The 22,636-nt window shown below is 71.3% G+C and carries 24 protein-coding genes; 7 read left to right on the top strand and 17 right to left on the bottom strand.

All coding sequences use genetic code 11. From position 1 onward, the window contains the following. Nucleotides 1-70: 70 nt before the first annotated feature. Nucleotides 71-1,102 (bottom strand): glycosyltransferase family 2 protein, encoded by a 1,032-nt coding sequence (locus ABZ434_RS29440; protein WP_359142912.1) that lies wholly within the window; start codon nucleotides 1,100-1,102, stop codon nucleotides 71-73. Nucleotides 1,103-1,383: 281 nt separating this feature from the next. On the opposite strand from ABZ434_RS29440, the gene ABZ434_RS29435 reads away from it, so the two are divergent. After that, nucleotides 1,384-2,748 carry an LCP family protein gene (locus ABZ434_RS29435; RefSeq protein WP_359142969.1) on the top strand — a complete coding sequence of 455 codons (1,365 nt, stop codon included), beginning with the start codon at nucleotides 1,384-1,386 and terminating at the stop codon, nucleotides 2,746-2,748. A gap of 29 nt (nucleotides 2,749-2,777) precedes the next feature. Here the strand turns inward: ABZ434_RS29435 and ABZ434_RS29430 are convergent, their stop codons facing one another. Further along, on the bottom strand, nucleotides 2,778-3,326 hold the full coding sequence (locus ABZ434_RS29430; protein WP_359142910.1) for an acyl-CoA thioesterase: 549 nt from the start codon (nucleotides 3,324-3,326) through the stop codon (nucleotides 2,778-2,780). Nucleotides 3,327-3,466: 140 nt separating this feature from the next. Here ABZ434_RS29430 and ABZ434_RS29425 point away from each other — a divergent pair, with 140 nt between their 5' ends. Next, nucleotides 3,467-4,762 carry an LCP family protein gene (locus ABZ434_RS29425; protein ID WP_359142908.1) on the top strand — a complete coding sequence of 432 codons (1,296 nt, stop codon included), beginning with the start codon at nucleotides 3,467-3,469 and terminating at the stop codon, nucleotides 4,760-4,762. 73 nt (nucleotides 4,763-4,835) lie between these two features. Here ABZ434_RS29425 and ABZ434_RS29420 read toward each other — a convergent pair whose 3' ends face one another. The 4 genes from ABZ434_RS29420 to ABZ434_RS29405 all read right to left on the bottom strand — a co-directional run bounded on the left by ABZ434_RS29420 (nucleotide 4,836) and on the right by ABZ434_RS29405 (nucleotide 7,351). Beyond that, a complete protein-coding gene (locus ABZ434_RS29420) occupies nucleotides 4,836-5,642 on the bottom strand; it encodes a class I SAM-dependent methyltransferase (RefSeq protein WP_359142906.1) in 807 nt (268 codons plus the stop codon). Beyond that, on the bottom strand, nucleotides 5,639-6,115 hold the full coding sequence (locus ABZ434_RS29415; protein WP_359142904.1) for a hypothetical protein: 477 nt from the start codon (nucleotides 6,113-6,115) through the stop codon (nucleotides 5,639-5,641). The genes ABZ434_RS29420 and ABZ434_RS29415 overlap by 4 nt, the downstream gene beginning before the upstream one ends. Nucleotides 6,116-6,159: 44 nt before the next feature. Further along, a complete protein-coding gene (locus tag ABZ434_RS29410) occupies nucleotides 6,160-6,552 on the bottom strand; it encodes a hypothetical protein (protein WP_359142902.1) in 393 nt (130 codons plus the stop codon). 361 nt (nucleotides 6,553-6,913) lie between these two features. Beyond that, complete coding sequence (locus ABZ434_RS29405) at nucleotides 6,914-7,351, bottom strand: hypothetical protein (RefSeq protein ID WP_359142900.1); 438 nt, start codon at nucleotides 7,349-7,351, stop codon at nucleotides 6,914-6,916. Nucleotides 7,352-7,485: 134 nt separating this feature from the next. Between ABZ434_RS29405 and ABZ434_RS29400 the strand changes: the two genes are divergently transcribed. Next, nucleotides 7,486-8,145 (top strand): DNA alkylation repair protein, encoded by a 660-nt coding sequence (locus ABZ434_RS29400; RefSeq protein ID WP_359142898.1) that lies wholly within the window; start codon nucleotides 7,486-7,488, stop codon nucleotides 8,143-8,145. 105 nt (nucleotides 8,146-8,250) lie between these two features. Here the strand turns inward: ABZ434_RS29400 and ABZ434_RS29395 are convergent, their stop codons facing one another. Genes ABZ434_RS29395 through ABZ434_RS29375 form a run of 5 tightly spaced genes read right to left on the bottom strand, consistent with a single transcriptional unit; the run spans nucleotide 8,251 to nucleotide 12,840 of the window. Continuing rightward, nucleotides 8,251-9,198, bottom strand: a complete 948-nt coding sequence (locus ABZ434_RS29395; protein WP_359142896.1) for a hypothetical protein — start codon at nucleotides 9,196-9,198, stop codon at nucleotides 8,251-8,253. Continuing rightward, the gene (locus ABZ434_RS29390; protein ID WP_359142894.1) at nucleotides 9,195-10,394 is read right to left on the bottom strand and encodes a protein phosphatase 2C domain-containing protein; all 1,200 of its coding nucleotides are present in this window, start codon (nucleotides 10,392-10,394) and stop codon (nucleotides 9,195-9,197) included. Before ABZ434_RS29390 ends, ABZ434_RS29395 begins: the two co-directional genes overlap by 4 nt. A gap of 7 nt (nucleotides 10,395-10,401) precedes the next feature. Further along, on the bottom strand, nucleotides 10,402-11,067 hold the full coding sequence (locus ABZ434_RS29385; RefSeq protein ID WP_359142892.1) for a VWA domain-containing protein: 666 nt from the start codon (nucleotides 11,065-11,067) through the stop codon (nucleotides 10,402-10,404). 25 nt (nucleotides 11,068-11,092) lie between these two features. Beyond that, a complete protein-coding gene (locus ABZ434_RS29380; protein ID WP_359142890.1) occupies nucleotides 11,093-11,578 on the bottom strand; it encodes a hypothetical protein in 486 nt (161 codons plus the stop codon). After that, nucleotides 11,575-12,840 (bottom strand): methyl-accepting chemotaxis protein, encoded by a 1,266-nt coding sequence (locus tag ABZ434_RS29375; protein ID WP_359142888.1) that lies wholly within the window; start codon nucleotides 12,838-12,840, stop codon nucleotides 11,575-11,577. The genes ABZ434_RS29380 and ABZ434_RS29375 overlap by 4 nt, the downstream gene beginning before the upstream one ends. Before the next feature lie 266 nt (nucleotides 12,841-13,106). Here ABZ434_RS29375 and ABZ434_RS29370 point away from each other — a divergent pair, with 266 nt between their 5' ends. After that, nucleotides 13,107-13,754, top strand: coding sequence for a tellurium resistance protein TerA (locus ABZ434_RS29370; RefSeq protein ID WP_359142886.1), 648 nt, complete (start codon nucleotides 13,107-13,109; stop codon nucleotides 13,752-13,754). Nucleotides 13,755-13,948: 194 nt separating this feature from the next. Here ABZ434_RS29370 and ABZ434_RS29365 read toward each other — a convergent pair whose 3' ends face one another. Then, complete coding sequence (locus tag ABZ434_RS29365) at nucleotides 13,949-15,106, bottom strand: acyl-CoA dehydrogenase family protein (RefSeq protein WP_359142967.1); 1,158 nt, start codon at nucleotides 15,104-15,106, stop codon at nucleotides 13,949-13,951. 174 nt (nucleotides 15,107-15,280) lie between these two features. Here ABZ434_RS29365 and ABZ434_RS29360 point away from each other — a divergent pair, with 174 nt between their 5' ends. Beyond that, nucleotides 15,281-16,624: a UDP-glucose/GDP-mannose dehydrogenase family protein gene (locus tag ABZ434_RS29360; protein WP_359142884.1), complete on the top strand. Its 1,344-nt coding sequence runs from the start codon at nucleotides 15,281-15,283 to the stop codon at nucleotides 16,622-16,624. Between the two features lie 23 nt (nucleotides 16,625-16,647). Here ABZ434_RS29360 and ABZ434_RS29355 read toward each other — a convergent pair whose 3' ends face one another. Continuing rightward, on the bottom strand, nucleotides 16,648-17,160 hold the full coding sequence (locus ABZ434_RS29355; protein ID WP_359142882.1) for a CGNR zinc finger domain-containing protein: 513 nt from the start codon (nucleotides 17,158-17,160) through the stop codon (nucleotides 16,648-16,650). A gap of 102 nt (nucleotides 17,161-17,262) precedes the next feature. Here ABZ434_RS29355 and ABZ434_RS29350 point away from each other — a divergent pair, with 102 nt between their 5' ends. Further along, entirely contained in the window at nucleotides 17,263-17,622 is a 360-nt protein-coding gene (locus tag ABZ434_RS29350; protein ID WP_359142880.1) for a VOC family protein, read from the top strand. Between the two features lie 20 nt (nucleotides 17,623-17,642). On the opposite strand, the gene ABZ434_RS29345 is transcribed toward ABZ434_RS29350, so the two are convergent. Genes ABZ434_RS29345 through ABZ434_RS29335 form a run of 3 tightly spaced genes read right to left on the bottom strand, consistent with a single transcriptional unit; the run spans nucleotide 17,643 to nucleotide 20,574 of the window. Continuing rightward, nucleotides 17,643-18,839, bottom strand: coding sequence for a dipeptidase (locus ABZ434_RS29345; protein ID WP_359142878.1), 1,197 nt, complete (start codon nucleotides 18,837-18,839; stop codon nucleotides 17,643-17,645). A 5-nt stretch (nucleotides 18,840-18,844) separates the two neighbouring features. Then, the gene (gene purE, locus ABZ434_RS29340; RefSeq protein WP_359142876.1) at nucleotides 18,845-19,384 is read right to left on the bottom strand and encodes a 5-(carboxyamino)imidazole ribonucleotide mutase; all 540 of its coding nucleotides are present in this window, start codon (nucleotides 19,382-19,384) and stop codon (nucleotides 18,845-18,847) included. Further along, nucleotides 19,381-20,574 carry a 5-(carboxyamino)imidazole ribonucleotide synthase gene (locus ABZ434_RS29335; protein WP_359142874.1) on the bottom strand — a complete coding sequence of 398 codons (1,194 nt, stop codon included), beginning with the start codon at nucleotides 20,572-20,574 and terminating at the stop codon, nucleotides 19,381-19,383. The genes purE and ABZ434_RS29335 overlap by 4 nt, the downstream gene beginning before the upstream one ends. Before the next feature lie 238 nt (nucleotides 20,575-20,812). Between ABZ434_RS29335 and ABZ434_RS29330 the strand changes: the two genes are divergently transcribed. Continuing rightward, nucleotides 20,813-21,364 carry a GtrA family protein gene (locus tag ABZ434_RS29330; RefSeq protein ID WP_359142872.1) on the top strand — a complete coding sequence of 184 codons (552 nt, stop codon included), beginning with the start codon at nucleotides 20,813-20,815 and terminating at the stop codon, nucleotides 21,362-21,364. Between the two features lie 4 nt (nucleotides 21,365-21,368). On the opposite strand, the gene ABZ434_RS29325 is transcribed toward ABZ434_RS29330, so the two are convergent. Beyond that, on the bottom strand, nucleotides 21,369-22,634 hold the full coding sequence (locus tag ABZ434_RS29325) for an ATP-binding protein (protein ID WP_359142870.1): 1,266 nt from the start codon (nucleotides 22,632-22,634) through the stop codon (nucleotides 21,369-21,371). Nucleotides 22,635-22,636 lie beyond the last annotated feature (2 nt).

Here is a 22,636-nt window from a genome sequence, read left to right as displayed (position 1 = left end):
ACGCACAGGAGACGTACGAGAGGGGGCGCCCGGTTCTCACCGGGCGCCCCCTCTCGTACGTCCCGGCCGCTCAGGCCACCGGCGTGCCCGGCTCGGTCAGCGCCGGGCGCCGGCTGGCGATGACGCGCTTCGCCAGCGAGCGCGGGCTGGTCAGGAAGCCGTATCCCCACGACATGTGCATGGTCGCCAGCGCCACCGGGATCTGCGCCCGCGCCTTCGGCGACAGGCCCTTGCCCGCCGGGAGGGACCCCGCGACGATGGCCGCGACGTAACCGGCCGGGACGACCAGGCCCCACGGGGTGACGGCGGCGCCCACCACGAGGCCGGCCGCGATCGCGACGACGGCGGCCGGCGGGGCGAGATAGCGCAGGTTGATCGAGCCGGGGTGGTAGCGGGCGACGACGTGGCGCCAGCGGCCGTAGTCCTTGTACTGCTTGGCGAGCGCCCGGACGGAGGGGCGCGGGCGGTACTGCACCCGCAGTTCGGGCGAGAACCAGATCAGGCCGCCTGCCTCGCGGATGCGGAAGTTCAGCTCCCAGTCCTGGGCGCGGATGAACTCGATGTTGTACCCGTCCGCCTTCTCCAGGGCCTCCCGGCGGAAGACACCCAGGAAGACGGTCTCGGCCGGTCCCGCCTGGCCCCCGGTGTGGAAGGCCGCGTTGCCGACGCCGATCTTCGACGTCATGGCCGCGGCGACCGCGTTCTCCCAGTCGTTCTCGCCCTCGGCGTGCATGATGCCGCCGACGTTCTGCGCGCCCGTCTCCTCCAGGAGCCGGACCGCGGTCGCGATGTAGTTCGGCGACAGCATGCCGTGGCCGTCGACCCGGACGACGACGGGGTGGCGGGAGGCCTTGATCGCGGCGTTGAGTGCGGCGGGGGTACGGCCGGTGGGGTTGGGCACGGTCTGGACCCGGGGGTCCTCCGCGACCAGCTCGGCGGCGATCTCGTCCGTGCGGTCCGTGGACGGGCCGAGCGCGATCACCACCTCCATCTCACCGGCGTACTCCTGCTCCAGGATGTGCCGGACGGAGTTCCGCAGATGCCGCTCCTCATTGAGGACCGGCATGATCACGGAGACGGCGGGGTGCTGCGCGGCAGACATGTGGTCCTCGGGGGGTCCTCGGGGGCGCCGGGGGTCTCGCACCCCACCAGGCGGCGTCATTCGGCCGCCACGTTACCGCGAATGGGGGACAGCGGCGCGCGCCGCCGGCCTGCTGCCCGGGATGCAGATCGTATGGGCCTACCGTGCGACGGGTCCCCCTCGCACCGCGGAGGTGTTCCCCCGTGCCCACGCCGCACCGCTCCCCCCGTCCGCCGAGGCCCCGCGCCGCTCCCCCGCAGCGCAGACGGCCCAGGAAGCAGGACGAGAGACCACGCTGGGGCATGCGGGTGGCGACCACGCTCTCCGTGCTGGTGCTCGGCGCCGGCGGCATCGGCCACGCCGTGGTGACCAACCTGGAGTCCGGGATCGACCGGATCGACCCGTTCAAGGACATGAAGAACCGGCCCGCGGGCGGCCACGGCATGAATCTGCTGCTGGTGGGCACCGACGGCCGCGACAAGATCACCGACGAGGAGAAGAAGGAGTACCGGCTGGGCGGCGCACCCTGCCACTGCACCGACACGGTCATGCTGGTGCACCTGTCCGCGGACAAGGATCGCGCCAGTGTCGTCAGCCTGCCGCGCGACAGCTACGCCGAGATCCCCGAGCACCGGGACGCGACGACGGGCAGGGACCACTCGGCCCACCCGGTGAAACTGAACGCCGCCTATGCCGAGGGCGGGCCCAATCTGACCGTGCGGACCGTCGAGCACATGACGGGCGTGAAGATCGACCACTATCTGGAGGTCGACTTCACCAGCTTCATGACGACGGTCGACACCCTCGGCGGAGTGAAGATCTGCACCGCCCGGCCGATGAAGGACTCCTACACGGGTCTTGATCTCGCGGCCGGTACCCACGAGCTGGACGGCGGCCAGGCGCTCCAGTACGTACGCTCCCGGCACATCGACGGCGCCGCCGACCTGGGCCGGATGCAGCGCCAGCAGAAGTTCATGGCCTCGCTGATCAAGCAGGCGACGAGCAGCGGGGTGCTGCTGAACCCGGTGAAGTTCCGTGAGGTCGCCTCGACGATGCTGAGGTCGGTACGGGCCGACAAGGGGTTCGGTACGGAGCAGATGCTGGAGCTCGGCAGGGCGATGCGGGGCTTCTCCGCCGCCTCGTCCGAATTCACCTCGGTCCCGATGGGTGACGTCGCGTACCAGGTCAAGGGCATCGGCTCGACGGTCAAGTGGGACCCGGCGAAGTCGAAGCAGCTCTTCCAGGCGCTGCGCGACGACAAGCCGCTCACCGCCGCGCGGCCCCAGCGGGAGCCGGCGAAGAAGGTCGACGTGTCGCCGAAGCAGATCCGGGTCCAGGTCTACAACGGGACCCCGAAGGACGGCCTCGGCTCCACGGTCGACGCCGCACTGCATGCCACGGGCTTCGACACCACCCGCGCCCCGCTCACCGCGCCGCAGCGCGACCTCAGGCACACCCTGATCACGTACGACCCTCGCTGGGACCGCTCCGCGAGGACTCTGGCGGCAGCGCTGCCCGGGGCGGAGCTGAAGGCCGTGCCGGGGCAGGGCGGCACGATGAAGGTGACAGCGGGCGCGGACTACCGGAAGGTCGAGCGGGTCCGGGCCGAGGAGCCCGATCCGGGCCGATTCGGCGCCGTGAAGGGCGACGAGGTGGTCTGCCCGTAGCGCCCCGGGAGCGCGCGCGGACGGGAGACTCAGTCCTCGATGCCGTCGGCCGCGCGCTTCTCGCGCAGTTCCTTGATCGCGCGGCGCCGGGCCAGCCGGTGGGTGCGCCGGATCTGCGCCTCCTGGTAGCGCCGGTTGTCGCGCTCCGTCTCCGGAATGACGGGCGGCACCCGGCGGGGCTTGCCGTCCGCGTCGACCGCGGCGAACACCAGGTAGGCGCTGCCGACCTGCGAGGCCGGGGTCGACTCGTTCCACCGCTCGGCCATGACGCGGACGCCGACCTCCATCGAGGAGCGGCCGGTCCAGTTCACCTGGGCGCGGACGTGAACAAGGTCACCGACGCGGACCGGCTCCAGGAAGACCATCTCGTCCATGGAGGCCGTGACCGCGGGGCCGCCGGAGTGCCGGCCGGCCACCGCCCCCGCCGCGTCGTCGACCAGCTTCATGATCACGCCACCGTGCACCGTGCCCAGCAGATTGGTGTCGCTGCCGGTCATGATGTGGCTGAGGGTGGTCCGGGAGGCCGCGGTGGGCTTGCCCGGAATGTCGCCCTCCGGGCGCGGAGCCTGATCTGTCATGCCCTCCACCTTATGCGGGAGCCCGGAGACGTCGTGCGGGGGCCGGGAGCGCGTCGCAATGCATCAGCTTCGCAACAGCCCTGGTCCGATTTCCCTCACACCCTGTAATAGCAGTGGCCCGGACCTGCACACTGGATCGCATGAACGATTGGCCCGAGGGTTGGACCGACGACGACCGCAGCGGCAACCGCTACGGGCAGGGAAGCGCGAGCGACCGGCCCGAGAGCGCCCGCTCGATGCCGCACGTCCAGCGCCGCCCCGCCCCGCCCCAGCAGCGTCCCGCGCCGCCGCGGCAGCCCCACGTGCCGCAGCAGCCCGGCGGCTACGGTGACGCCCCTGAGTACGACAGCGGCTACAACACGGGACAGGTCTACGGCGGCGGCCAGGGCGGCCGCGGCGGTGGCGGTCACGGCGGCGGCCCCGGCGACGGTGGCTACGTCCAGGGCCGCCCGGGGGCAGCGCCCGACTGGCGCCGCCGGATCAAGATCGGCGCACTCGGCCTCGTCGTCGTGTTGCTGGCCGTCTCCGTCGGCACGTACTTCTGGGCCGACTCCAAGCTGAAGCGCGAGGTCGACCTCTCCAAGGTCATCGAGCGTCCGAAGTCGGGCGACGGCACGAACTACCTGATCGTCGGGTCGGACAGCCGCGAGGGCATGACGTCCGAGGACAAGAAGAGGCTCCACACCGGTTCCGCCGAGGGCAAGCGGACCGACTCGATGATGATCCTGCATGACGGATCCAACGGCCCGACCCTGGTCTCCCTGCCCCGTGACTCCAACGTCGAGATCCCCTCGTTCGTCGGCTCCGAGTCCGGCAAGAGGTTCGAGGGCAGGGGCCGCACGACGAAGCTGAACGCCGCGTACGCCGAGGACGGCCCCGAGCTCCTCGTCCGTACCGTCGAGTTCAACACCGGTCTGCACATCGACCACTACGTCGAGATCGGCTTCGGCGGCTTCGCCAAGATCGTGGACGCGATCGGTGGTGTGGAACTCGACATCCCCAAGGCGTTCAAGGACAAGTACTCCGGCGCGGACTTCCAGGCCGGCAAGCAGACGCTCGACGGCCAGCAGGCGCTCGCCTTCGTGCGGACCCGGCACGCCTTCACCTCGGACCTGGACCGTACGAAGAACCAGCAGAAGTTCCTCGCGGCGCTGGCGAGCCAGACGGCGACGCCGTCGACGATCCTCAACCCGTTCAAGCTGTACCCGACGATGGGCGCCGGTCTCGACACCCTGATCGTGGACAAGGACATGTCGCTGTGGTCCCTGGGCCAGATGTTCTTCGCCATGAAGGGCGTCACGGGCGGCGACGGCACATCGCTGAACATCCCGATCTCCGGCTCCACGGGCAGCAACCTGGTCTGGGACAAGGCCAAGGTCAAGCAGCTGGTCGAGCAGCTGAACAACGACGAGAAGGTCACGGTCACCGGTAACTGACCGCGGCCGCACAGCACAGGGCCCGGCCGGTTGACCTTGGTTCAACCGGCCGGGTCCTGTGCTGTGCGGCTCCCTACACCCTCCCGTGAGCGAGCACCGCCACGTGCGGCAGCGCCAGCAGCCCGTCCTCGCCCTCGAATTCCGTGCACATCGCGTCGTACTCCCGCTTCGCCGCGGCCACCCCCTCGGGCCCACGGCTGTTGACCAGCTGCCCGATCGCGGCGACCCCGGCCGCGGGGCCGGCCCACCATTCCTCCGCGTCGGCCCGGTGGTCCCAGGAGAGCGATGCGCCGCGTACGTCCACGAGCCCGGCCGCCGTCAGCAGGGCTCCCAGCCCTTCCGGAGTGCGGGGGAAGTCGTGTTCCTCGTCGACCGTGGCCAGCCAGCCGGGCCGGGTCAGACCGGCGGCCGTGGCGGCGCGGCCGATCAGCGCCTGGCCGGGGGCGTTCGGCACCTGCCAGATCGTGACGGCGATCCGGCCGCCGGAGCGGGTGATCCGGCGCATCTCGACGAGGGCGTCCAGCGGTCGGCCGACGTGGTTGAGCACGAAGTTCGCCACGACGGCGTCGAACTCGCCGTCGGGGTAGGGAAGCTGGGGCAGTGAGCCGACGCGCACGTCGACTCCGGGGACCGCACGCCGGGTGGCCGCGACCATGCCCGGCTCCGCGTCCACGGCCCGTACGACCGCGCCCCGTCCGCCTGCGGCCGCCGTCACGCTGCCGCTCCCGCACCCCACGTCCAGCAGACGCGTTCCGGCGCCGGTGGATACGGCGTCCAGCAGGGCGGGGATCGTGTGGGCACAGAGGCGGCCGAAGGTGCGGGCGTAACTCTCGGCCCGCCCGTCCCAGATCCGCCGCTCACTCACGTCGAAGGCGGTCACCGGGCACCTCCGGACGGGCCCTGCGGCTCCACCTCGTCCAGGTCCTCGTGGAGCGCGTCCAGAATCCGCCCCGTCGGCTTGCCCTCCGGCGACAGTTCGGCCAGACACCAGCCGGGCAACTGCGCCTCGGCCTCGGGCGGAAGATCGCCGTCCGCAGGATCTGCCAGCCCGTGGAGGAGACCGAACGCGGTCTCCTTGGCCACCTCCCGGGCTATCTCGCCCAGTTCCTCGGGCGTCACCCCGAGCCGCACCGCCCGCTCCACGGCTCCGCCCGCCAGACCGTCCTTCCGGTAGGCCTCGACCCAGTCGGGGGCCGCCGAGCTCCATGCGTCGATGTCCTGCCAGACCATGCGAAGGAACCGGTAGCGGGCCAGCTGAGGGATGTTCTCCTCGGCCTCCGACTCGGCCCAGCCCGATGCGTCGTCGGCCCCCAGCGCCTCGAACAGGCCGGTGAGCGTGTCGATGTCCGTCATGGAGAGGGAAGGTACGCCACAGGCCACGCCGCCCGTCACCCGGTTCAGCCGAACAGCGAGGCGGCGATCAGCCCGACCACGACTGCGGCGCACACCAGGGCGGTCGTCGCCCCCCGCCTGCGCCTGCCCTTGCGGGAACCCGGCCGCGGACGGCCCGCCATCGGTGAGGAGGCCGGCGCCTCCCCCGCCCTCTCCCCGGCCGTCTCGGCCAGCAGGCCGCGACAACAGGCCGCGAGACGGGCGAGGTCGCCGTCGAGGGGGACGGTGGTCTCGGCACGGGCCGGGGCGGTGGTTCCGCCGTCCAGGATGCGCCCCGCCCTGATCCTCACCCGGCCGGACCCGTGGGAGGCGAGGCTGATCCACCTGCCGGCGTCCTCACCCCGGATCACTACCGAGCCGCCGCGTTCGCGGTACACGGTGTGCTGCCGCCAGAGCACTTCGCCAGCGGTGCGGGGAGGTCGGACACGGTCACGGCCTGCCGTCCGTCGTCGCTCAACGGCATGGGCTCACCCGTCGGTTCAGGGCGCGGGAGTTCGACCGGGGTCTGTGCCCCGGTATGTGCGTGGTCAACTCGGCATTCCTTTCGGGCCACGCCGGTCGGCGCGATCACCGCAGGATTGTAGGCATGCGCCAACGACGCACGCAGACAAGGGGGTTGACCGTCCGCCCTGGACCCGCCGGCCCCGAGTCACCGCGAGGCGCCCACCGCCGCCGCGCTCGCCTTCTCCACCTCGTCCCCGTGGACCGCGTGCGGTTCCGTACACGTCTCACGGCGCGGGGGAACCGGCTGCCGAGCCGTCAGGCGGAACGGCCGGCTCGGGATCCGGGCTCCGATACGAACTGCGCGCGCATCAGCCCGGTCATGGTGATGCCCATGCCGACGATGCCCACCGCCGCCAGGACGCCGGCAGCCGACGGCCGCACCACGAGCTGCAGCGCGATCGGGCCCAACGCGCCCGCTGACGCCGCTCCGACGATGCCGACTGCCCAGCGCAGGGGGCGGGGGACGGTGTGGGCGAACACGATGAGCCCTCCCGCCACCGCGGTGATCACGAGCGCTGCCACCAGCAGAGGCCCCCAGGACACACCCGGCATCTCGGTCCCGAAATCGTCCAGGCGCTCTGCGCCGTCGAAGCCGGTCCACTGCGACAGGGCGAGGCCCAGTGCGAGTTCGGCCATCGCACAGAAGGTGAGGTAGTACCCCTTGGTGTGGCGTGGCGTAACGCTTTTCCCCATGGCCTGTCCTTCGTTCGGGTTCGCGACGCGGGAGCCTACATTGCTGGTACGCAGTCGCTTCGTCGGGTGACGCACACACAGGGCCGACGCAACGGGCGTTCACACGTGACGAACAGGAGGAGACGGTGACCGGGATGACAGCACCGGAGGTGCTGGCCGAGCTGGCCGCACTCGAGGACCCGAAGGCACGCGCGGTCAACGAGCGCCACGGGGACGATCACGGCGTGAACCTCGGCAAGCTGCGCGCGCTGGCGAAGCGGCTGAAGACGCAGCAGGAGCTCGCGGTCGAGCTCTGGGCGACGGGCGACACCGCTGCCAGGCTGCTGGCGATCCTGATCTGCCGGCCGAAGGCGTTCGAGCGGGACGAGCTGGACGCCATGATGCGCGAGGCACGGGCGCCCAAGGTGCACGACTGGCTCGTGAACTACGTGGTGAAGAAGAGCCCGCACGCCGAGGAGCTGCGCCTCGCCTGGTCCGCCGACCCGGATCCGGTGGTCGCCGGTGCCGGCTGGGCACTGACCACCGAGCGTGTGGCGAAGAAGCCCCAGGGCCTCGACCTGGCCGGGCTGCTCGACGTCATCGAGGCGGAGATGAAGGACGCCCCGGACCGTCTGCAGTGGGCGATGAACCACTGCCTGGCCCAGATCGGGATCGAGCACGCCGAGTACCGCGCCCGCGCGATCGGCATCGGCGAGCGCCTGGAGGTCCTCAAGGACTACCCGACGTCCCCGGGCTGCACGTCTCCGTTCGCACCCGTCTGGATCACCGAGCTCGTGCGGCGGCAGGGCAAGTAGGCGGCTTCTCGCTCGTACCCGTGGTGTCTCCTCGTGCGGAGGAGTGGGTACGCGTATCCCCGGCCTCCCGTGCGGAGGAGTGGGTACGCGTACCCCCGGCCGCGTTCAGTCCCGGAAGCTGATCGTGCCCCGCCCGCGCCGGCCGTCGAACTTCGAGCGGTCGATCACCGGACGCGGGGCCGGGCGGGCGGCGATCAGTCTGATGACGTCCCGGCCGGCCAGCGCGGTACGCCACTGCCCCAGGTCGGGGCGGGTGCCGCAGGGCCCGTTCGCCTGCTGCCAGAGCCGTCCCACCGCCGACTCCCGACGTTCGTCCAGCACACCCGGCACCGGGACCAGCGGCTTGCCGGGCGAGACATAGGCGTCCTGGGCCAGCACGCGGCCGACCACCAGCGCCGCCTTGTAGCGGTCGCTGTCGACCGAGACGGTTCCCGGCGGGGCGAGGGGGTCGTGCCAGTCGGGGGTGTCCGCCTGCTCCAGCACCGGGTGCCGGCCGGAGAGCCGGATGCCGTCGCAGTCCAGGAGGTAGGCGGCCGGGGCGGGGTGGACCGTCCACAGGATGTTGGCCTGGGAGAGGTCCCCCATGACCAGGCCCATCGCGTGCAGCCACTCGAAGTGCGTCACCAACGCCACGGCCAGCGCGTACCGTTCGGCCGGCGAGGGCTGCTGGACCGCCTGCCAGGCGGCCTTCGGGGGCCTCAGCGCGTAGGAGAGCTCGACGAGCTTGCTCTCGCCCTTCACCGTCGTCCAGGTCATGGCGTCGGGCGCTCGGTGCATGAGGAACCCGGTGACCGCAGTTCCGTCCACGACCCTGCACAGCGGCCATGCCGCCTCGCGGTCGAGCCGGTCCCGGTCGGCCGGACCCAGGGCCTGGCGCAGCGACACGAGTGCGGCGAGCGCCGCGCCGTCGACCTTGTGCGGCTCTCGGTAGCTCTTGTAGAGCAGCGCACCGGGCCCACCGATCGCGTGCACCTCCCCCTGCCCACCGTCGCCGATCTTGTCGAACAGCTTCAGGGAGCCGTACGGGACGTCCAGGCCGTCGTGCACACTCACGCGGGGTCCTCCCACAGCACGACGACGCTGCGGTCGTCGTCGTACGACTTCACCCGGAACTGGGCCTGCCACAGGAAGTCGGCCGGACCGGGCACCAGGCCGCTCCCCCACGCCTCCCTCAGGAAGTCGCGCATGCCCTGGTCCCCCGACAGCGGCGTGGACAGCCCGTCCGTGCTGAGTACGAGGACGTCGCCCGGCACCGCGGGGGTGAGGAGCCGGGTGACCGCGATACGAGCGAGCGGCAGCGCGGCCGTACGGGTGTCGATCATTCCCGACGCCTCCGGGTCCTCCTCCTGCGTGACGTCGAGGTGCCACGCCCCGGCCCGCAGCAGTGCTGTGCCGCCATCGCCCACGGCCATGAACCCGCGTGTGCGGACGGCCGGGTCGAGCGGCACCAGCAGGACCCGGAGCGTGGTCGCGTACGCCTCCGGCCGGTGCCCCTCCCGAAGGGCCAGATCGGCGAGGAGCACCGCGATGCGGCCGACCGCCTCGTTCGCCAGCTCGGTGAAGGCGGGCAGGTCGGCGGAGCGCAGTGCGTCGAGCAGGCTGCCCGCCACACGGTCCAGGTACGCCGCCGCGTGCCGGCACACCTCGTTGGAGCCGACGTGGGAACGGGCAGCCGATCCGACGCCGTCCGCGACCGCGAGCAGCAGCAGCTCCCCGCTGTCCGGGCCGCCGATCCGGGTGACGCACAAGGCGTCCTGACGGGGCTCGCCCAGATAGCGGTGGGAGTCCCCTCGCACGGAGGCGGCCCTGACGGTCAGGGGGCCGTAGGCCGCACCGTCCACCACGATGTCGGGCAGGACCGCCGCGGCCGGGTCCTCGCCCGCGCTTCGCAGACCCAGCGGAACCGGGGCGTAGCTGGGGGGCCGCTTCCCGCTGTGCCGGGGGTCTCCGAGCAGGGGCACCGGCTCCGGTGCCTCGGGCCCGGGCTCCGGCTCGGAGGGGGGAAGGGGGGCGTGGGCGGGGAGGGGTGCGGAGGGCGCGGTGGACCGAAGAGGCGGCGGTGCGGGCGAGGCGGGCAGGGCGGCCTGTGGCTGCTGGGGTGGCAGTGGACCGGGCAACTGCCGCGGTGCCTGCGGGTGCCCGGTCGACACCACCGCCTCCACCGAACTCCAGGTGTCCTGCAACGGATCGTCGCTTCCGCCGGCCTCGTCGGCCCCGGTCGCCCCGCCCATCCCCTGCTGCTGCATCATCCCGTCCTCAGAGCTTGTCGAGGGAGACGGTCGAGAACCCCGGCACCGTCTCGTCCACGGCCAGCGTGAAGCCGGACCCGCCATCGACGGAGATGCTGCTCGCCGACCGCACGATGGACCGGGTGAGGCTGGAGGCGAACTCACGCAGCGCCTGGGCGGGCGAGACCATCGCGTCCTTCTGCATGAACGCCCGGAAGTTGGCCACCTGGGCGATCGTGGCCTCCTCGGCGTCACCGATGCCGAAGGCGATGATCTTCGGACAGAAGCGGGCCTGCTCCAGCTCCTTGTGCGCCTGCTCCCAGCCGTGGTCGGTGGGAATCCCGTCGGAGAGGAAGAAGGCCACGGGGCGGTAGACCTCGTGTCCCTGGGCCTTGAGGGCGGCCACGTCGGACTCGATGCACCGCAGCAGTGTGCGGAAGGCGTCTCCGTACGACGTCAGTCCACCGGCCGCCAGCGCCGGGACCTGGTCGATGTCGCTGAGGTCGACGAGCGGCTGCAGCACGGTGGCACTGTCGGAGAACCCGATCAGGCAGAACCTGGTCTTGTCGGCGACCGTGGGATTGGTGCTGATCTCGTGGTGCAGCTCGGGGAGGGCGTTGTTGATGGCGTCTATCGGTCCGCCGGACATCGACCCCGACTCGTCGCACAGCAGGTAGAACGGAAGGATCTGCACGGTCTCGTACCTCCGGTGGTGCCGTTCAGTAGGTGTAGAAGTAGATCTCGATGTCGGCGTGGCCCGTGGAGGACCCGCCCTTCCAGAAGTCGCGCGTGGTGGCTCCCCCGAACATGTCCGGACGCGCCTTCTCGAGCAGGGAGTTGACCTCGTGGGCGTAGGCACCGCCCGCGCCCGGGTCCGCATGGCGTCCGAAGGTCAGGACGAAGGCGGCCTGACGCCCCTTGTACGCGGCCGTAGCGGCCCGCAGCCGTTCCTCGATGCGGTCGCGGTCACCCGCCGCGGCGTCGATGGACACCTTCACGGGCTTGTTCCGCACGGCGCGCGGCCCCTTGGGCCCGGGAGCCTTCGAGGGTTTCGGCTTCGCCGAAGCGGACGCCGAGGGCTTCGCCGCCGCCTCGGCGGCCAGCGGGTCGCCGCGGTCTCCCATCGCCACGAGGGCGAGCACCAGAAGCATGTCGGCGAAGAGCCAGCCCGCCAGGTGCAGCGGATTGAAGCGAGGTGCCCTCATCGCGCGCTTCCCTGCGGCGGAACGGCGTCCTGCGGCACCTTCTCCAGCTCTACCGAGCTCCGGCGGCGGTCGGCGGGCACCGGCACGGCCCGCAGCACGTCCACGAGTCCGCCGAACCGCTCCGCCACCTCGTGCAGCGCCCCCGCCTGGTCCGCGAGTCCGCGTACGACCTCCCGCGACGCCGCGACGCCGCGCGCCGACTCCTCGGCTACGTCGCCGAGCCGGCTCAGTACCTGCGCGGAGACGTCGGAAGCCACCTCGATGCCGGTCGTGAACGAACGCTGGGACGCCGCCAGCGTGTTGACCGAGTCCTCGACGCGGTCGCCGGCCGAGTCGAGCACGTCCCGCACGGCACCGTTGACGTCCCGGACGTCCTCCAGCGCCTTGCGGACCATGGCACCACTGCCGTTCACCGCGGACTCGACCTGTTTCCCGCCGTCCCGGACGGCCTCCGCGATGCGGTCCGCCGCGTCCTCCAGCGGCCGGACCGAACTGTCGATCCCGGCGAGGCGTCCCTCGGCCTTCTCCACCGCGCCGCCCACGACGAGCGCCGCGGCCGAAAGGTCCTTGTGGGCCTTGACCGCCCGGTCGCCGAGACGATTCATCGTGGCTGCCGCCTCGGTGAGCTCGGCGGCGAACCGTACCGGAGACGACAAGCGATGCGTGTTCAGTACGAGTTGGGCCCGGGTCAGCACGGGCACGAGCCGTCTGCGCAACTGCTCCGCGTCCCGCTGGGCTCCTTCCTCGCGGCGGGTGACGGAGGACCTGCGCAGCCCGTGGACCAGCACGAGCGCGAAGAGCAGCGCGATCGCGGACGTCGCCCCCATCGCGACGTGCCCGAAGGTGAACGCACCGGTCAGATGCCCCTCGAAGCCTGACTGCCACAGCTGGAGGAAGGGCCTGGAGGCCGCCTTCGGGTCGGCGCCGGTCAGGGCCTGGTAGGCGCTGGACGCCTGCGTCAGGCCGTACCACGTCATCATGAGCGGCACGAAGACCAATGCCCCGAGCAGCGCCTCCAGCCAGGACCACGCCCGGTGCTCCCCGGCGTCACCGCCCACGAGGTCGACGCTCTCCGGCCGCGCGTACGCCTGCAGCAGATCCAGATCAGCCCACGGGTCCAGATCCGTCGTCGTGCCGGTGAACGCATCGGCCAGCGCGGCAAGTTCGGCCTTGCGAGGGGCGAGTCCCGGCTCGGAGGCGAGCTCCCTGAGCTGGCGGGCGACATCATGACGGTCCATCAACGCGCTTACGGACATGCTCATCCCTCTGAGAGAAACCCAGGGGACTCCCCACCGCGCGTCCCTCGCTCCCCAGCGACCACGAAACGCCTGCGCCCCCGCACAGCGGTACTCACGTGCTGTACCTCCGTGGGCGCAGAGCGTACCTCAGGGCTCGTCGGCCCAGGCATACAATCCAGACCCTCGTTCCCGACGGAACACCTGGCTGGGGGGCCTCATTGGGTACCGACGACAGACCGCGTGGCGTGATCCGGCTGGGGGGCCCGGCAGGCGGTTCCCGCACCGGGCCCGTGCCGACGCCCACGACCGGCGGCGATCCGCGTCCGGCCGAGCTGACGCGGGCCGCGCCGGACGGCCGGTTCGGCGGGAGGGGTGCACTTCAGGCCAATCTCAACTGGATGCCGGGCCCCGGCGCCGACGTGAACCTGTGCTGTCTCGTGTCATTCAGGGACGGAACGGTACAGGTGGTCCAGGCCCTCGGCGACGACTACGGCTCGCTCACCTCGTGGCCGTACGTCGTCCTCGACCAGGACGACCGGACGGGGGAATCGTCCGACGGCGAGACGCTCCGGGTGAATCCGCGGCACCGCGCGCTCTTCGACCGGCTGCTCTTCTTCGTGTACCTCTACGAGGGCGCCGCCGACTTCCGGCGCCTCGGCGCGACGGCGACGGTCACCGCTCCGGGCGACCCCGGGTGCCGGATCCTGCTCGACGAATCCCCTGCGGGGTCGGTCGCCTGTGCCGTCGCCCTCGTCACCCCGGACACCACCGGCTTCCGGGTCCGTCGGGAGGTCCGCTGGTTCCCCGGTGATCCAGCGGTTTCGCCCCACGAACAGATCGACCGGGCGTACGGCTTCGGGGTCGAGTGGACCAGGATGGAGAAGCCCCCGCGCCGGCCGGTGGACCCGCGGCGCGGTGGTCCGCCCCGAACACGCTGACGGCAGGGGCGAGCAGGGTGCCACGGCCCGCGGGGGATCCGGGCGGCCCCCACGGCTCGCTCGACGCGCAGCGCCGCAGTCGGCCGGTCCGCGCCGTTCAGGCGGGACCGGATCGGTCCCACGTGAACGGCCCCCGGCTCGGTGCCGGGGGCCGTTCACGTCTGCGCAGGCCAGGGACGGCTGCGAGGGGCCTGCTACGGCAGGTTCCTCGCCATGACGATCCGCTGGACCTGGTTCGTTCCCTCGTAGATCTGTGTGATCTTCGCGTCGCGCATCATGCGCTCCACCGGGTAGTCCCGCGTGTAGCCGTAACCGCCCAGCAGTTGGACCGCGTCCGTGGTGACCTCCATCGCGACGTCGGAGGCGAAGCACTTGGCCGCGGCACCGAAGAACGTGAGGTCGCCGTCGAGGCGCTCGGACTTGGCAGCGGCCGAGTAGGTGAGCTGGCGGGCCGCCTCCAGCTTCATCGCCATGTCGGCGAGCATGAACTGGACGCCCTGGAAGTCGCCGATCGGCTTGCCGAACTGCTTGCGCTCCTGGACGTAGCCCTTGGCGTAGTCGAGGGCGCCCTGGGCGACGCCGAGCGCCTGGGCCGCGATCGTGATGCGGGTGTGGTCCAGGGTCTTCATCGCGGTGGCGAAGCCGGTGCCCTCCTCGCCGATCATGCGATCGGCGGGGATGCGGACGTTGTCGAAGTACACCTCGCGGGTCGGGGAGCCCTTGATGCCGAGCTTCTTCTCCGGAGCACCGAAGGAGACGCCCTCGTCGGACTTCTCGACGACGAAGGCCGAGATGCCCTTGGAGCGCTTCGTCGGGTCGGTGACCGCCATGACCGTGTAGTACTCGGAGACGCCCGCGTTGGTGATCCAGCGCTTCACGCCGTTGAGCACCCAGAAGTCGCCGTCGCGGACGGCCTTGGTCTTCATGCCGGCGGCGTCGGAGCCCGCGTCCGGCTCGGAGAGGGCGTACGAGAACATCGCGTCGCCCTTGGCGAGCGGGCCCAGGTACTTCTTCTTGAGGTCCTCGGAACCGGACAGGATCACGGGGAGCGAGCCGAGCTTGTTCACGGCGGGGATGAGGGAGGAGGAGACGCAGGCGCGGGCCACCTCCTCGATCACGATGACCGTGGCGAGCGCGTCGGCCCCGGCGCCGCCGTACTCCTCCGGTACGTGGACCGCGTGCAGGTCGGCGGCGGTGAGGGCGTCCAGCGCCTCCTGCGGGAAGCGGGCCTCCTCGTCGACCGCGGCCGCGAACGGGGCGATCTTCGCCTCGGCGAGCGCACGCACCGTCTCACGGAGCATCTCGTGCTCCTCGGCCGGACGGTACAGGTCGAAATCGGTCGAACCCGCCAAGACGCTCACTCCCCAAGATGCTAACTACCGTTAAGTAACCCAATTTTAGGCGCCCGCCCCCGCAAAGGCCTACGCGCGCGGGCCGTGAGCTTCACGACAGCCGGAATGGGACGTTTCAGAGGCAGGACTATGCTCGTTCACCGCACGTCTGTCCGCATCTCACAGGAGCACTACATGGCCCTCAGGATCACTGTGATCGGCACCGGCTACCTCGGCGCCACCCACGCCGCGGCCATGGCAGAGCTGGGCTTCGAGGTTCTGGGGCTCGACATCGTGCCCCAGAAGATCGAGATGCTGTCCGCGGGCCGTGTCCCGATGTACGAGCCGGGCCTCGAAGAGATCCTGAAGAAGCATGTCGCGGGCATCGACGGGTCCACCGGACGGCTGCGGTTCACCACCTCGTGGGAAGAGGTGGCGGAATTCGGCGATGTCCACTTCGTCTGCACCAATACGCCGCAGAAGCACGGTGAGTACGCCTGCGACATGAGCTACGTCGAGAGCGCCTTCGATTCGCTCGCCCCCCTGCTGACCAGGCCCGCCCTGGTCGTCGGCAAGTCCACCGTGCCGGTCGGGTCGGCGGCCCGGCTCGCCGCCCGGCTCGTCGAGCTCGCGCCCGTCGGCGAGGGTGCCGAGCTGGCCTGGAACCCGGAGTTCCTGCGCGAGGGCTTCGCCGTCAACGACACCCTGCACCCGGACCGCATCGTGGTCGGCGTGGAGAGCGAGCGCGCCGAGAAGCTGCTGCGCGAGGTGTACGCCGGACCGGTCGCGGAAGGATCCCCGTTCGTGGTGACGGACTTCCCGACCGCCGAGCTGGTGAAGACCTCCGCCAACTCCTTCCTCGCCACCAAGATCTCGTTCATCAACGCCATGGCGGAGGTCTGCGAGGCCGCCGACGGCGACGTGGTCAAGCTGGCCGAGGCGATCGGCCACGACGAACGCATCGGGAAGAAGTTCCTGCGGGCCGGCATCGGCTTCGGCGGCGGCTGCCTCCCCAAGGACATCCGCGCCTTCATGGCGCGCGCCGGCGAGCTGGGAGCCGACCAGGCGCTGACCTTCCTCCGCGAGGTCGACTCCATCAACATGCGCCGTCGAGGCCACATGGTGGAGCTGGCCCGGGAGGCCGTCGGCGGGGACTCGTTCCTCGGCAAGCGGGTCGCCGTGCTGGGCGCGACGTTCAAGCCGGACTCGGACGACGTACGCGACTCGCCCGCACTGAACGTCGCCGGGCAGATCCACCTCCAGGGCGGGCAGGTCACGGTCTTCGACCCGAAGGGCATGGACAACGCCCGCAGGCTCTTCCCGACCCTCGGCTACGCCGACACCGCCCTGGACGCCGTGCGCGGCGCCGACGTCGTGCTGCACCTCACCGAGTGGCGCGAGTTCCGCGAGCTGGACCCGGAGGCCCTGGGCGAGGTCGCCGGCCGCCGCATCATCCTGGACGGGCGCAACGCCCTGGACCCGGTGGTGTGGCGCGGGGCCGGCTGGACGTACCGGGCGATGGGGCGGCCGAAGGCCTGAGGCGGGCCGGACCCACCCGACCCTCAGCCGCGCTTCGCGCGGTACGTGCGCATCTTCGCGCGGGCGCCGCACACCGCCATCGAGCACCACCGGCGGCGCCCCGCCGGGCTGCGGTCGTAGTACACCCAGCGGCAGTCCGCCGCCTCGCACGCCTTGAGCCGCGCCCAGGTGCCCTCGGCCGATGCGGCGGCCAGGGCCACGGCGACCCGGGCGGTCAGCCCGGGCGGCTCCTCCACGGGACGCAGCGAGGCCGAGCCCTCCTCGTCCACGGTGACGCGCAGCGGCGCGTCGGCGAGCAGCCGGTCGAGCACGGACACCGGGCCGGCTTCGGGCGGGTGGTGACCGGCGTGGGCCAGGCAGGCGGCGCGCAGGGCTTCGCGCAGGGTGCGGGCCGCCGGCACGTCCGGTTCGGCGATCGCGAGCGGGGCGCGCCCGGCCGCCGTGTCGAGGGTGTCCGTCCCGGTCTCGACGTTCAGGGTGTTGACCAGGGCTTCGACCAGCGCGAGTCCGCCGGGTGCGGAATCCCTCTCATTCATGGTTGCGACGTTACCTCCATTGCGGGAGCATGCAGTAACGGTGACCGGTTGCGTGCTTCTACCGGTAACCATGTGTCCGCATCTGCCCGAGGAGGAAACGTCATGGCTGTAGCCAAGCTGGGTGCCGTCGTCCTGGACTGCCCGGATCCCGTCGCCCTCGCCGGTTTCTACGCCGAACTGCTCGGCGGGAAGGTGGAGCGGCAGGAGGACTGGGTGGACCTCGCCGGAGTCACCGGCGCACCGCTCGCCTTCCAGGCCGCGCCCGGCTTCGTAGCCCCGCAGTGGCCGCGCCCGGATGCCTCGCAGCAGTTCCATCTGGACCTGACCGTGCCGGATCTCGACGCGGCGGAGAAGGAGGTGCTGGCGCTGGGTGCGACGGTGCTCGACGCGGAGGACCGGCAGCGGACCTTCCGGGTGTACGCCGATCCCGCCGGGCACCCGTTCTGTCTCTGCGCCTGCTGAGCGGACGGCGCCCCGGGGGCTCAGACCGCCGGGGCGTCCAGCTGCTCGATCGTGGCGTGGGACGGGCTGCGGCGGGTGCGCAGGTCCCGGGCCACGTCCTCGGCGGCGCGCAGGACCCGTACGGCGTTCTGCCAGGTGAGCTTGGCCAGGTCGGCGGTGGACCAGCCGCGGCCCAGGAGCTCCGCGATCAGGTTCGGGTAGCCGGCCACGTCTTCGAGGCCCTGCGGGAGGAACGCGGTGCCGTCGTAGTCGCCGCCGATGCCGACGTGGTCGATCCCGGCGACCTCACGCATGTGGTCGAGGTGGTCGGCGATCGTGGCCACGGTCGCCATCGGGCGGGGGTTCGCCGCCTCGAACGCGGCGTGGATCTTCATCGCCCGCTCGGTGGTGTCCAGGTGGTGCAGCCCCTGGGCGCGCATGTTGTCGTCCGCGGCCGTCGTCCAGGCGACGGCCTCGGGCAGGACGAACTTCGGCACGAAGGTGGCCATGGCGATGCCGCCGTTGGCCGGGAGCTGTGCGAGGACGTCGTCGGGGATGTTGCGCGGGTGATCGCAGATCGCCCGGGACGAGGAGTGCGAGAACATCACCGGTGCGGTGGTGGTGGCGAGCGCGTCGCGCATCGTCGTCGCCGCGACGTGCGAGAGGTCCACCAGCATGCCGGTGCGGTTCATCTCCCGTACGACCTCGTGGCCGAACGGGGAGAGGCCGCCCACGCCCGGTGCGTCCGTCGCCGAGTCCGCCCAGGCGATGTTGTCGTTGTGGGTGAGCGTCATGTAGCGGACGCCGAGGGTGTGCAGGGCGCGCAGGGTGCCCAGCGAGTTGTGGATGGAGTGGCCGCCCTCGGCCCCCATCAGTGAGGCGATCCGGCCTTCGGAGCGGGCCGTCTCCATGTCGTCGGCCGTCAGGGCGCGGCGCAGGTCGGCGGGGTGGCGCTCCAGCAGTTCGGCGACGGCGTCGATCTGTTCCAGGGTGGCGCTGACGGCGTCGTCGCCCGCCATGTCGGACCGTACGTACACGGACCAGAACTGGGCTCCGACTCCCCCGGCGCGCAGCCGGGGGATGTCGGTGTGCAGGTGGGCCGACTGGTCGAGGGCGATGTCGCGGGCGGCCAGGTCGTACCCGACCTGTTCACGCAGCGCCCACGGCAGGTCGTTGTGGCCGTCGACCACGGGGTACTCGGCGAGGAGTTCCCGTGCCTGGTCCAGTCGGTCCGTCACCGTTCCTACTTTCCGAAGCCGAAGGAGTCGGCGCCTTCGACCCTGCTGCGCAGACGCTTGCCCTTCTCGGTTGCCTGGTCGTTCAGGTCCGAGAGGAATTCGGTCATGCGGGTCCGCAGCTCGGCGTCGTGCGCGGCGAGGATGCGGACGGCCAGCAGACCGGCGTTGCGCGCGCCCGCGATGGAGACGGTGGCGACCGGGATACCGGCGGGCATCTGGACGATGGACATGAGGCTGTCCATGCCGTCCAGGTACTTCAGCGGGACCGGGACGCCGATGACGGGCAGCGGAGTGACCGAGGCGAGCATGCCGGGCAGGTGGGCGGCACCGCCCGCACCGGCGATGATCGCCTTCAGGCCGCGGCCCGCGGCGTCCTCGCCGTACGCGATCATCTCGCGCGGCATGCGGTGGGCGGAGACGACGTCGACCTCGTAGGGGATCTCGAACTCGTCGAGGGCCTTGGCCGCCGCTTCCATGACGGGCCAGTCGGAGTCCGAACCCATGACGATGCCGACGACCGGCGCGGTGGAGGCGGGGGAAGTCATTCGGTGATCGTTCCTCGCAGGTAGTCGGCCGCGTGCCGGGCGCGCTCGCGCACGTCCGCCAGATCGTCGCCGTAGGTGTTGACGTGGCCGACCTTGCGGCCGGGCTTCACGTCCTTGCCGTACATGTGGATCTTGAGCTGCGGGTCGCGGGCCATGCAGTGCAGGTACGCCTGGTACATGTCCGGGAAGTCGCCGCCCAGCACGTTGGACATGACCGTCCAGGTGGCGCGGGGGCGCGGGTCGCCGAGCGGGAGGTCCAGGACGGCCCGGACGTGGTTGGCGAACTGTGAGGTGATCGCGCCGTCCATGGTCCAGTGCCCGGAGTTGTGCGGGCGCATCGCCAGTTCGTTGACGAGGATCTGCCCGTCGCGGGTCTCGAAGAGTTCGACGGCGAGGTGGCCGACGACCCCGAGCTCGGCGGCGATGCGGAGGGCGAGCTGCTGGGCCTCACCGGCGAGCTTCTCGCTCAGCTCGGGGGCCGGGGCGATGACCGTGTCGCACACGCCGTCGACCTGGATCGACTCGACGACCGGATAGGCGACGGCCTGGCCGTGCGGCGAGCGGACGATGTTGGCCGCGAGCTCCCGTACGAAGTCGACCTTCTCCTCGGCGAGGACCGGGACGCCCGCCCGGAAGGGGTCGGCCGCGTCCGCCTCGGAGCGGACCACCCAGACACCCTTGCCGTCGTAGCCGCCGCGCACGGTCTTGAGGACGACCGGGAAGCCGCCCACCTCCTCGGCGAAGGCCGCGGCGTCGGCCGGGTCCTTCACGATGCGGTGGCGGGGGCAGGGCGCGCCGATCTCGGTGAGCTTCGCGCGCATCACCCCCTTGTCCTGGGCGTGCACCAGCGCGTCGGGGCCGGGGCGCACGGGGATGCCGTCCGCCTCCAGGGCCCGCAGGTGCTCGGTGGGCACGTGCTCGTGATCGAAGGTGATCACGTCACAGCCGCGCGCGAAGGCGCGCAGCGTGTCCAGGTCGCGATAGTCGCCCACGACGACTTCGCTCACCACCTGGGCCGCCGAGTCCTGAGCGGTGTCACTGAGGAGCTTGAACTTGATGCCGAGGGGGATGCCCGCCTCGTGGGTCATACGGGCGAGCTGACCGCCACCGACCATGCCGACTACCGGGAACGTCACTCCTCCAGGGTATCCGCACCGTCCGGGGGCGCCGGACGATGCCCCTGGCGCCACCCCGCGGACGGCCGGGGAAGGGGTTCCCGGGTGTCACGGCCCCGCCCCGCGGACGGCCGGGGAAGGGGTTCCCGGGTGTCACGGCCCCGCCCCGCGGACGGCCGGGGAAGGGGTTCCCGGGTGTCACGGCCCCGCCACAGCTGTCCCCGTTCTCACAGGCAGCCGACGGGCGGCCTGGTTAGCATGGCTGGGTTGACGGAACCTGAAGCCGAACCGACAGACGGGCTGAGCGATCACCATGAGCGAACGGGGCGCACTGCGGGCCCGGCTGGATCTGCTGGCCCGGGAGGTCGCCAAGTTCGGCGTGGTCGGCGCGGTCGGCCTGGTCGTCAATATCGCCGTATCCAACCTGCTGTGGCGGTACACGGACATCCCCACGGTGCGGGCCGGCCTGATGGCGACGTTCGTCGCGATCCTCTGCAACTACGTCGGTTTCCGCTACTGGACGTACCGGGACCGCGACAAGAGCGGCCGGACCCGGGAGCTGACACTGTTCCTGCTGTTCAGCGCGGTGGGCGCGGTCATCGAGACCGGTGTGCTGTACGCGGCGACGTACGGGTTCGGCTGGAACACCCCGGTCCAGAGCAATGTCTTCAAGATTCTCGGAATCGGCATCGCGACGATGTTCCGCTTCTGGTCCTACCGGACGTGGGTCTTCAGGGCGCTGCCTGACAAAGACGTGGTCGTGAACGTCGTGAACGCGCAGGACGTCACGCCGGAGGGGCCGGCCGTCTCCGTGCCCCCTCCGGCCGCCGCGGTGCGCGTCGAGGCGGACACGGCCCGGCGGTAGCGGGTCACCTCACCGGGCGTTCCGGTTCGTCCCTGTCCAGGGCGACCTGGCTGAGGAACAGCGCGAAGACCGGGGGCTGCTGCTGAAGCAGTTCCAGGCGGCCGCCGTCCGCTTCCGCGAGGTCGCGGGCCACCGCGAGGCCGATGCCCGTGGAGTTGCGCCCGCTGATGGTCCGCTCGAAGATCCGCGCACCCAGGTCGACCGGGACCCCGGGACCCTCGTCCGTCACCTCGATGACCGCCTGGTTCCCGGTGACCCTGGTGCGCAGCGCGACCGTACCGCCGCCGTGCATGAGTGAGTTCTCGATCAGCGCGGCGAGCACCTGGGCGACCGCGCCCGGGGTGCCGACGGCCCGCAGCCCCTGTTTGCCGGAGCAGACGACGGCCCGGCCCTCGCTCCGGTAGGCCGGGCGCCACTCCTCGATCTGCTGCTTGACGATCTCGTCGAGGTCGAAGACGACGGCGGAGCCGGTCCGCGGGTCCCGGGCGTTGGTGAGCAGTCGCTGGACCACGTCCGTGAGCCGCTCGACCTGGGTGAGGGCGATGTTCGCCTCCTCCTTCACCGTCTCGGGGTCGTCCGTGACGGAGATCTCCTCGATGCGCATGGAGAGCGCGGTGAGCGGCGTACGGAGCTGGTGCGAGGCGTCGGCGGCGAGCCGCCGCTCCGCGGTGAGCATCCGGGCGATGCGTTCCGCGGAGGAGTCCAGGACGTCGGCGACCCGGTCCAGTTCCGGTACCCCGTACCGCTTGTGGCGCGGGCGCGGGTCGCCCGACCCCAGGCGTTCGGCGGTCTCGGCGAGGTCGGTGAGCGGCGAGGTCAGCTTGTTGGCCTGGCGCACGGCGAGGAGCACGGCGGAGACGATGGCCAGCAGCGCGACCGCACCGATGATCATCAGGGTGCGGCCGACCTCACGGGTGACGGAGGAGCGGGACTCCTCGACGGTGACCTTCTCGCCGTGTTCACCCTCCTCCGTGGCACTGATCACACTGCCACTCGGGCGGTCGCCGACCTCGATGGGTGCGCGGCCGGGCATCTTGACCAGGGCGTAGCGCGTGTCGTCGATCTGCTCGGCCAGCACGCCGGGGTTGATCCGCTCGGCGCCCAGGAGCCGGCTCTCGATCACGCTGATCAGCCGCAGCGCCTCGGAGTCGACGCTCTCCTGGGCGCTGCTGCTGATGGTGCGGGTCTCGACGATGACGAGGGAGACGCCGAAGACGGCGATCACCACGAGCACCACGGCGAGGGTGGAGTTGATCAGGCGTCGGCGCATGA

The organism is Streptomyces sp. NPDC005761, from assembly GCF_040630635.1.
Classification (GTDB): Bacteria; Actinomycetota; Actinomycetes; order Streptomycetales; family Streptomycetaceae; genus Streptomyces.
Note: the sequence above shows the minus strand (reverse complement) of the source record. Positions and strands in the feature narration are given on the sequence as shown.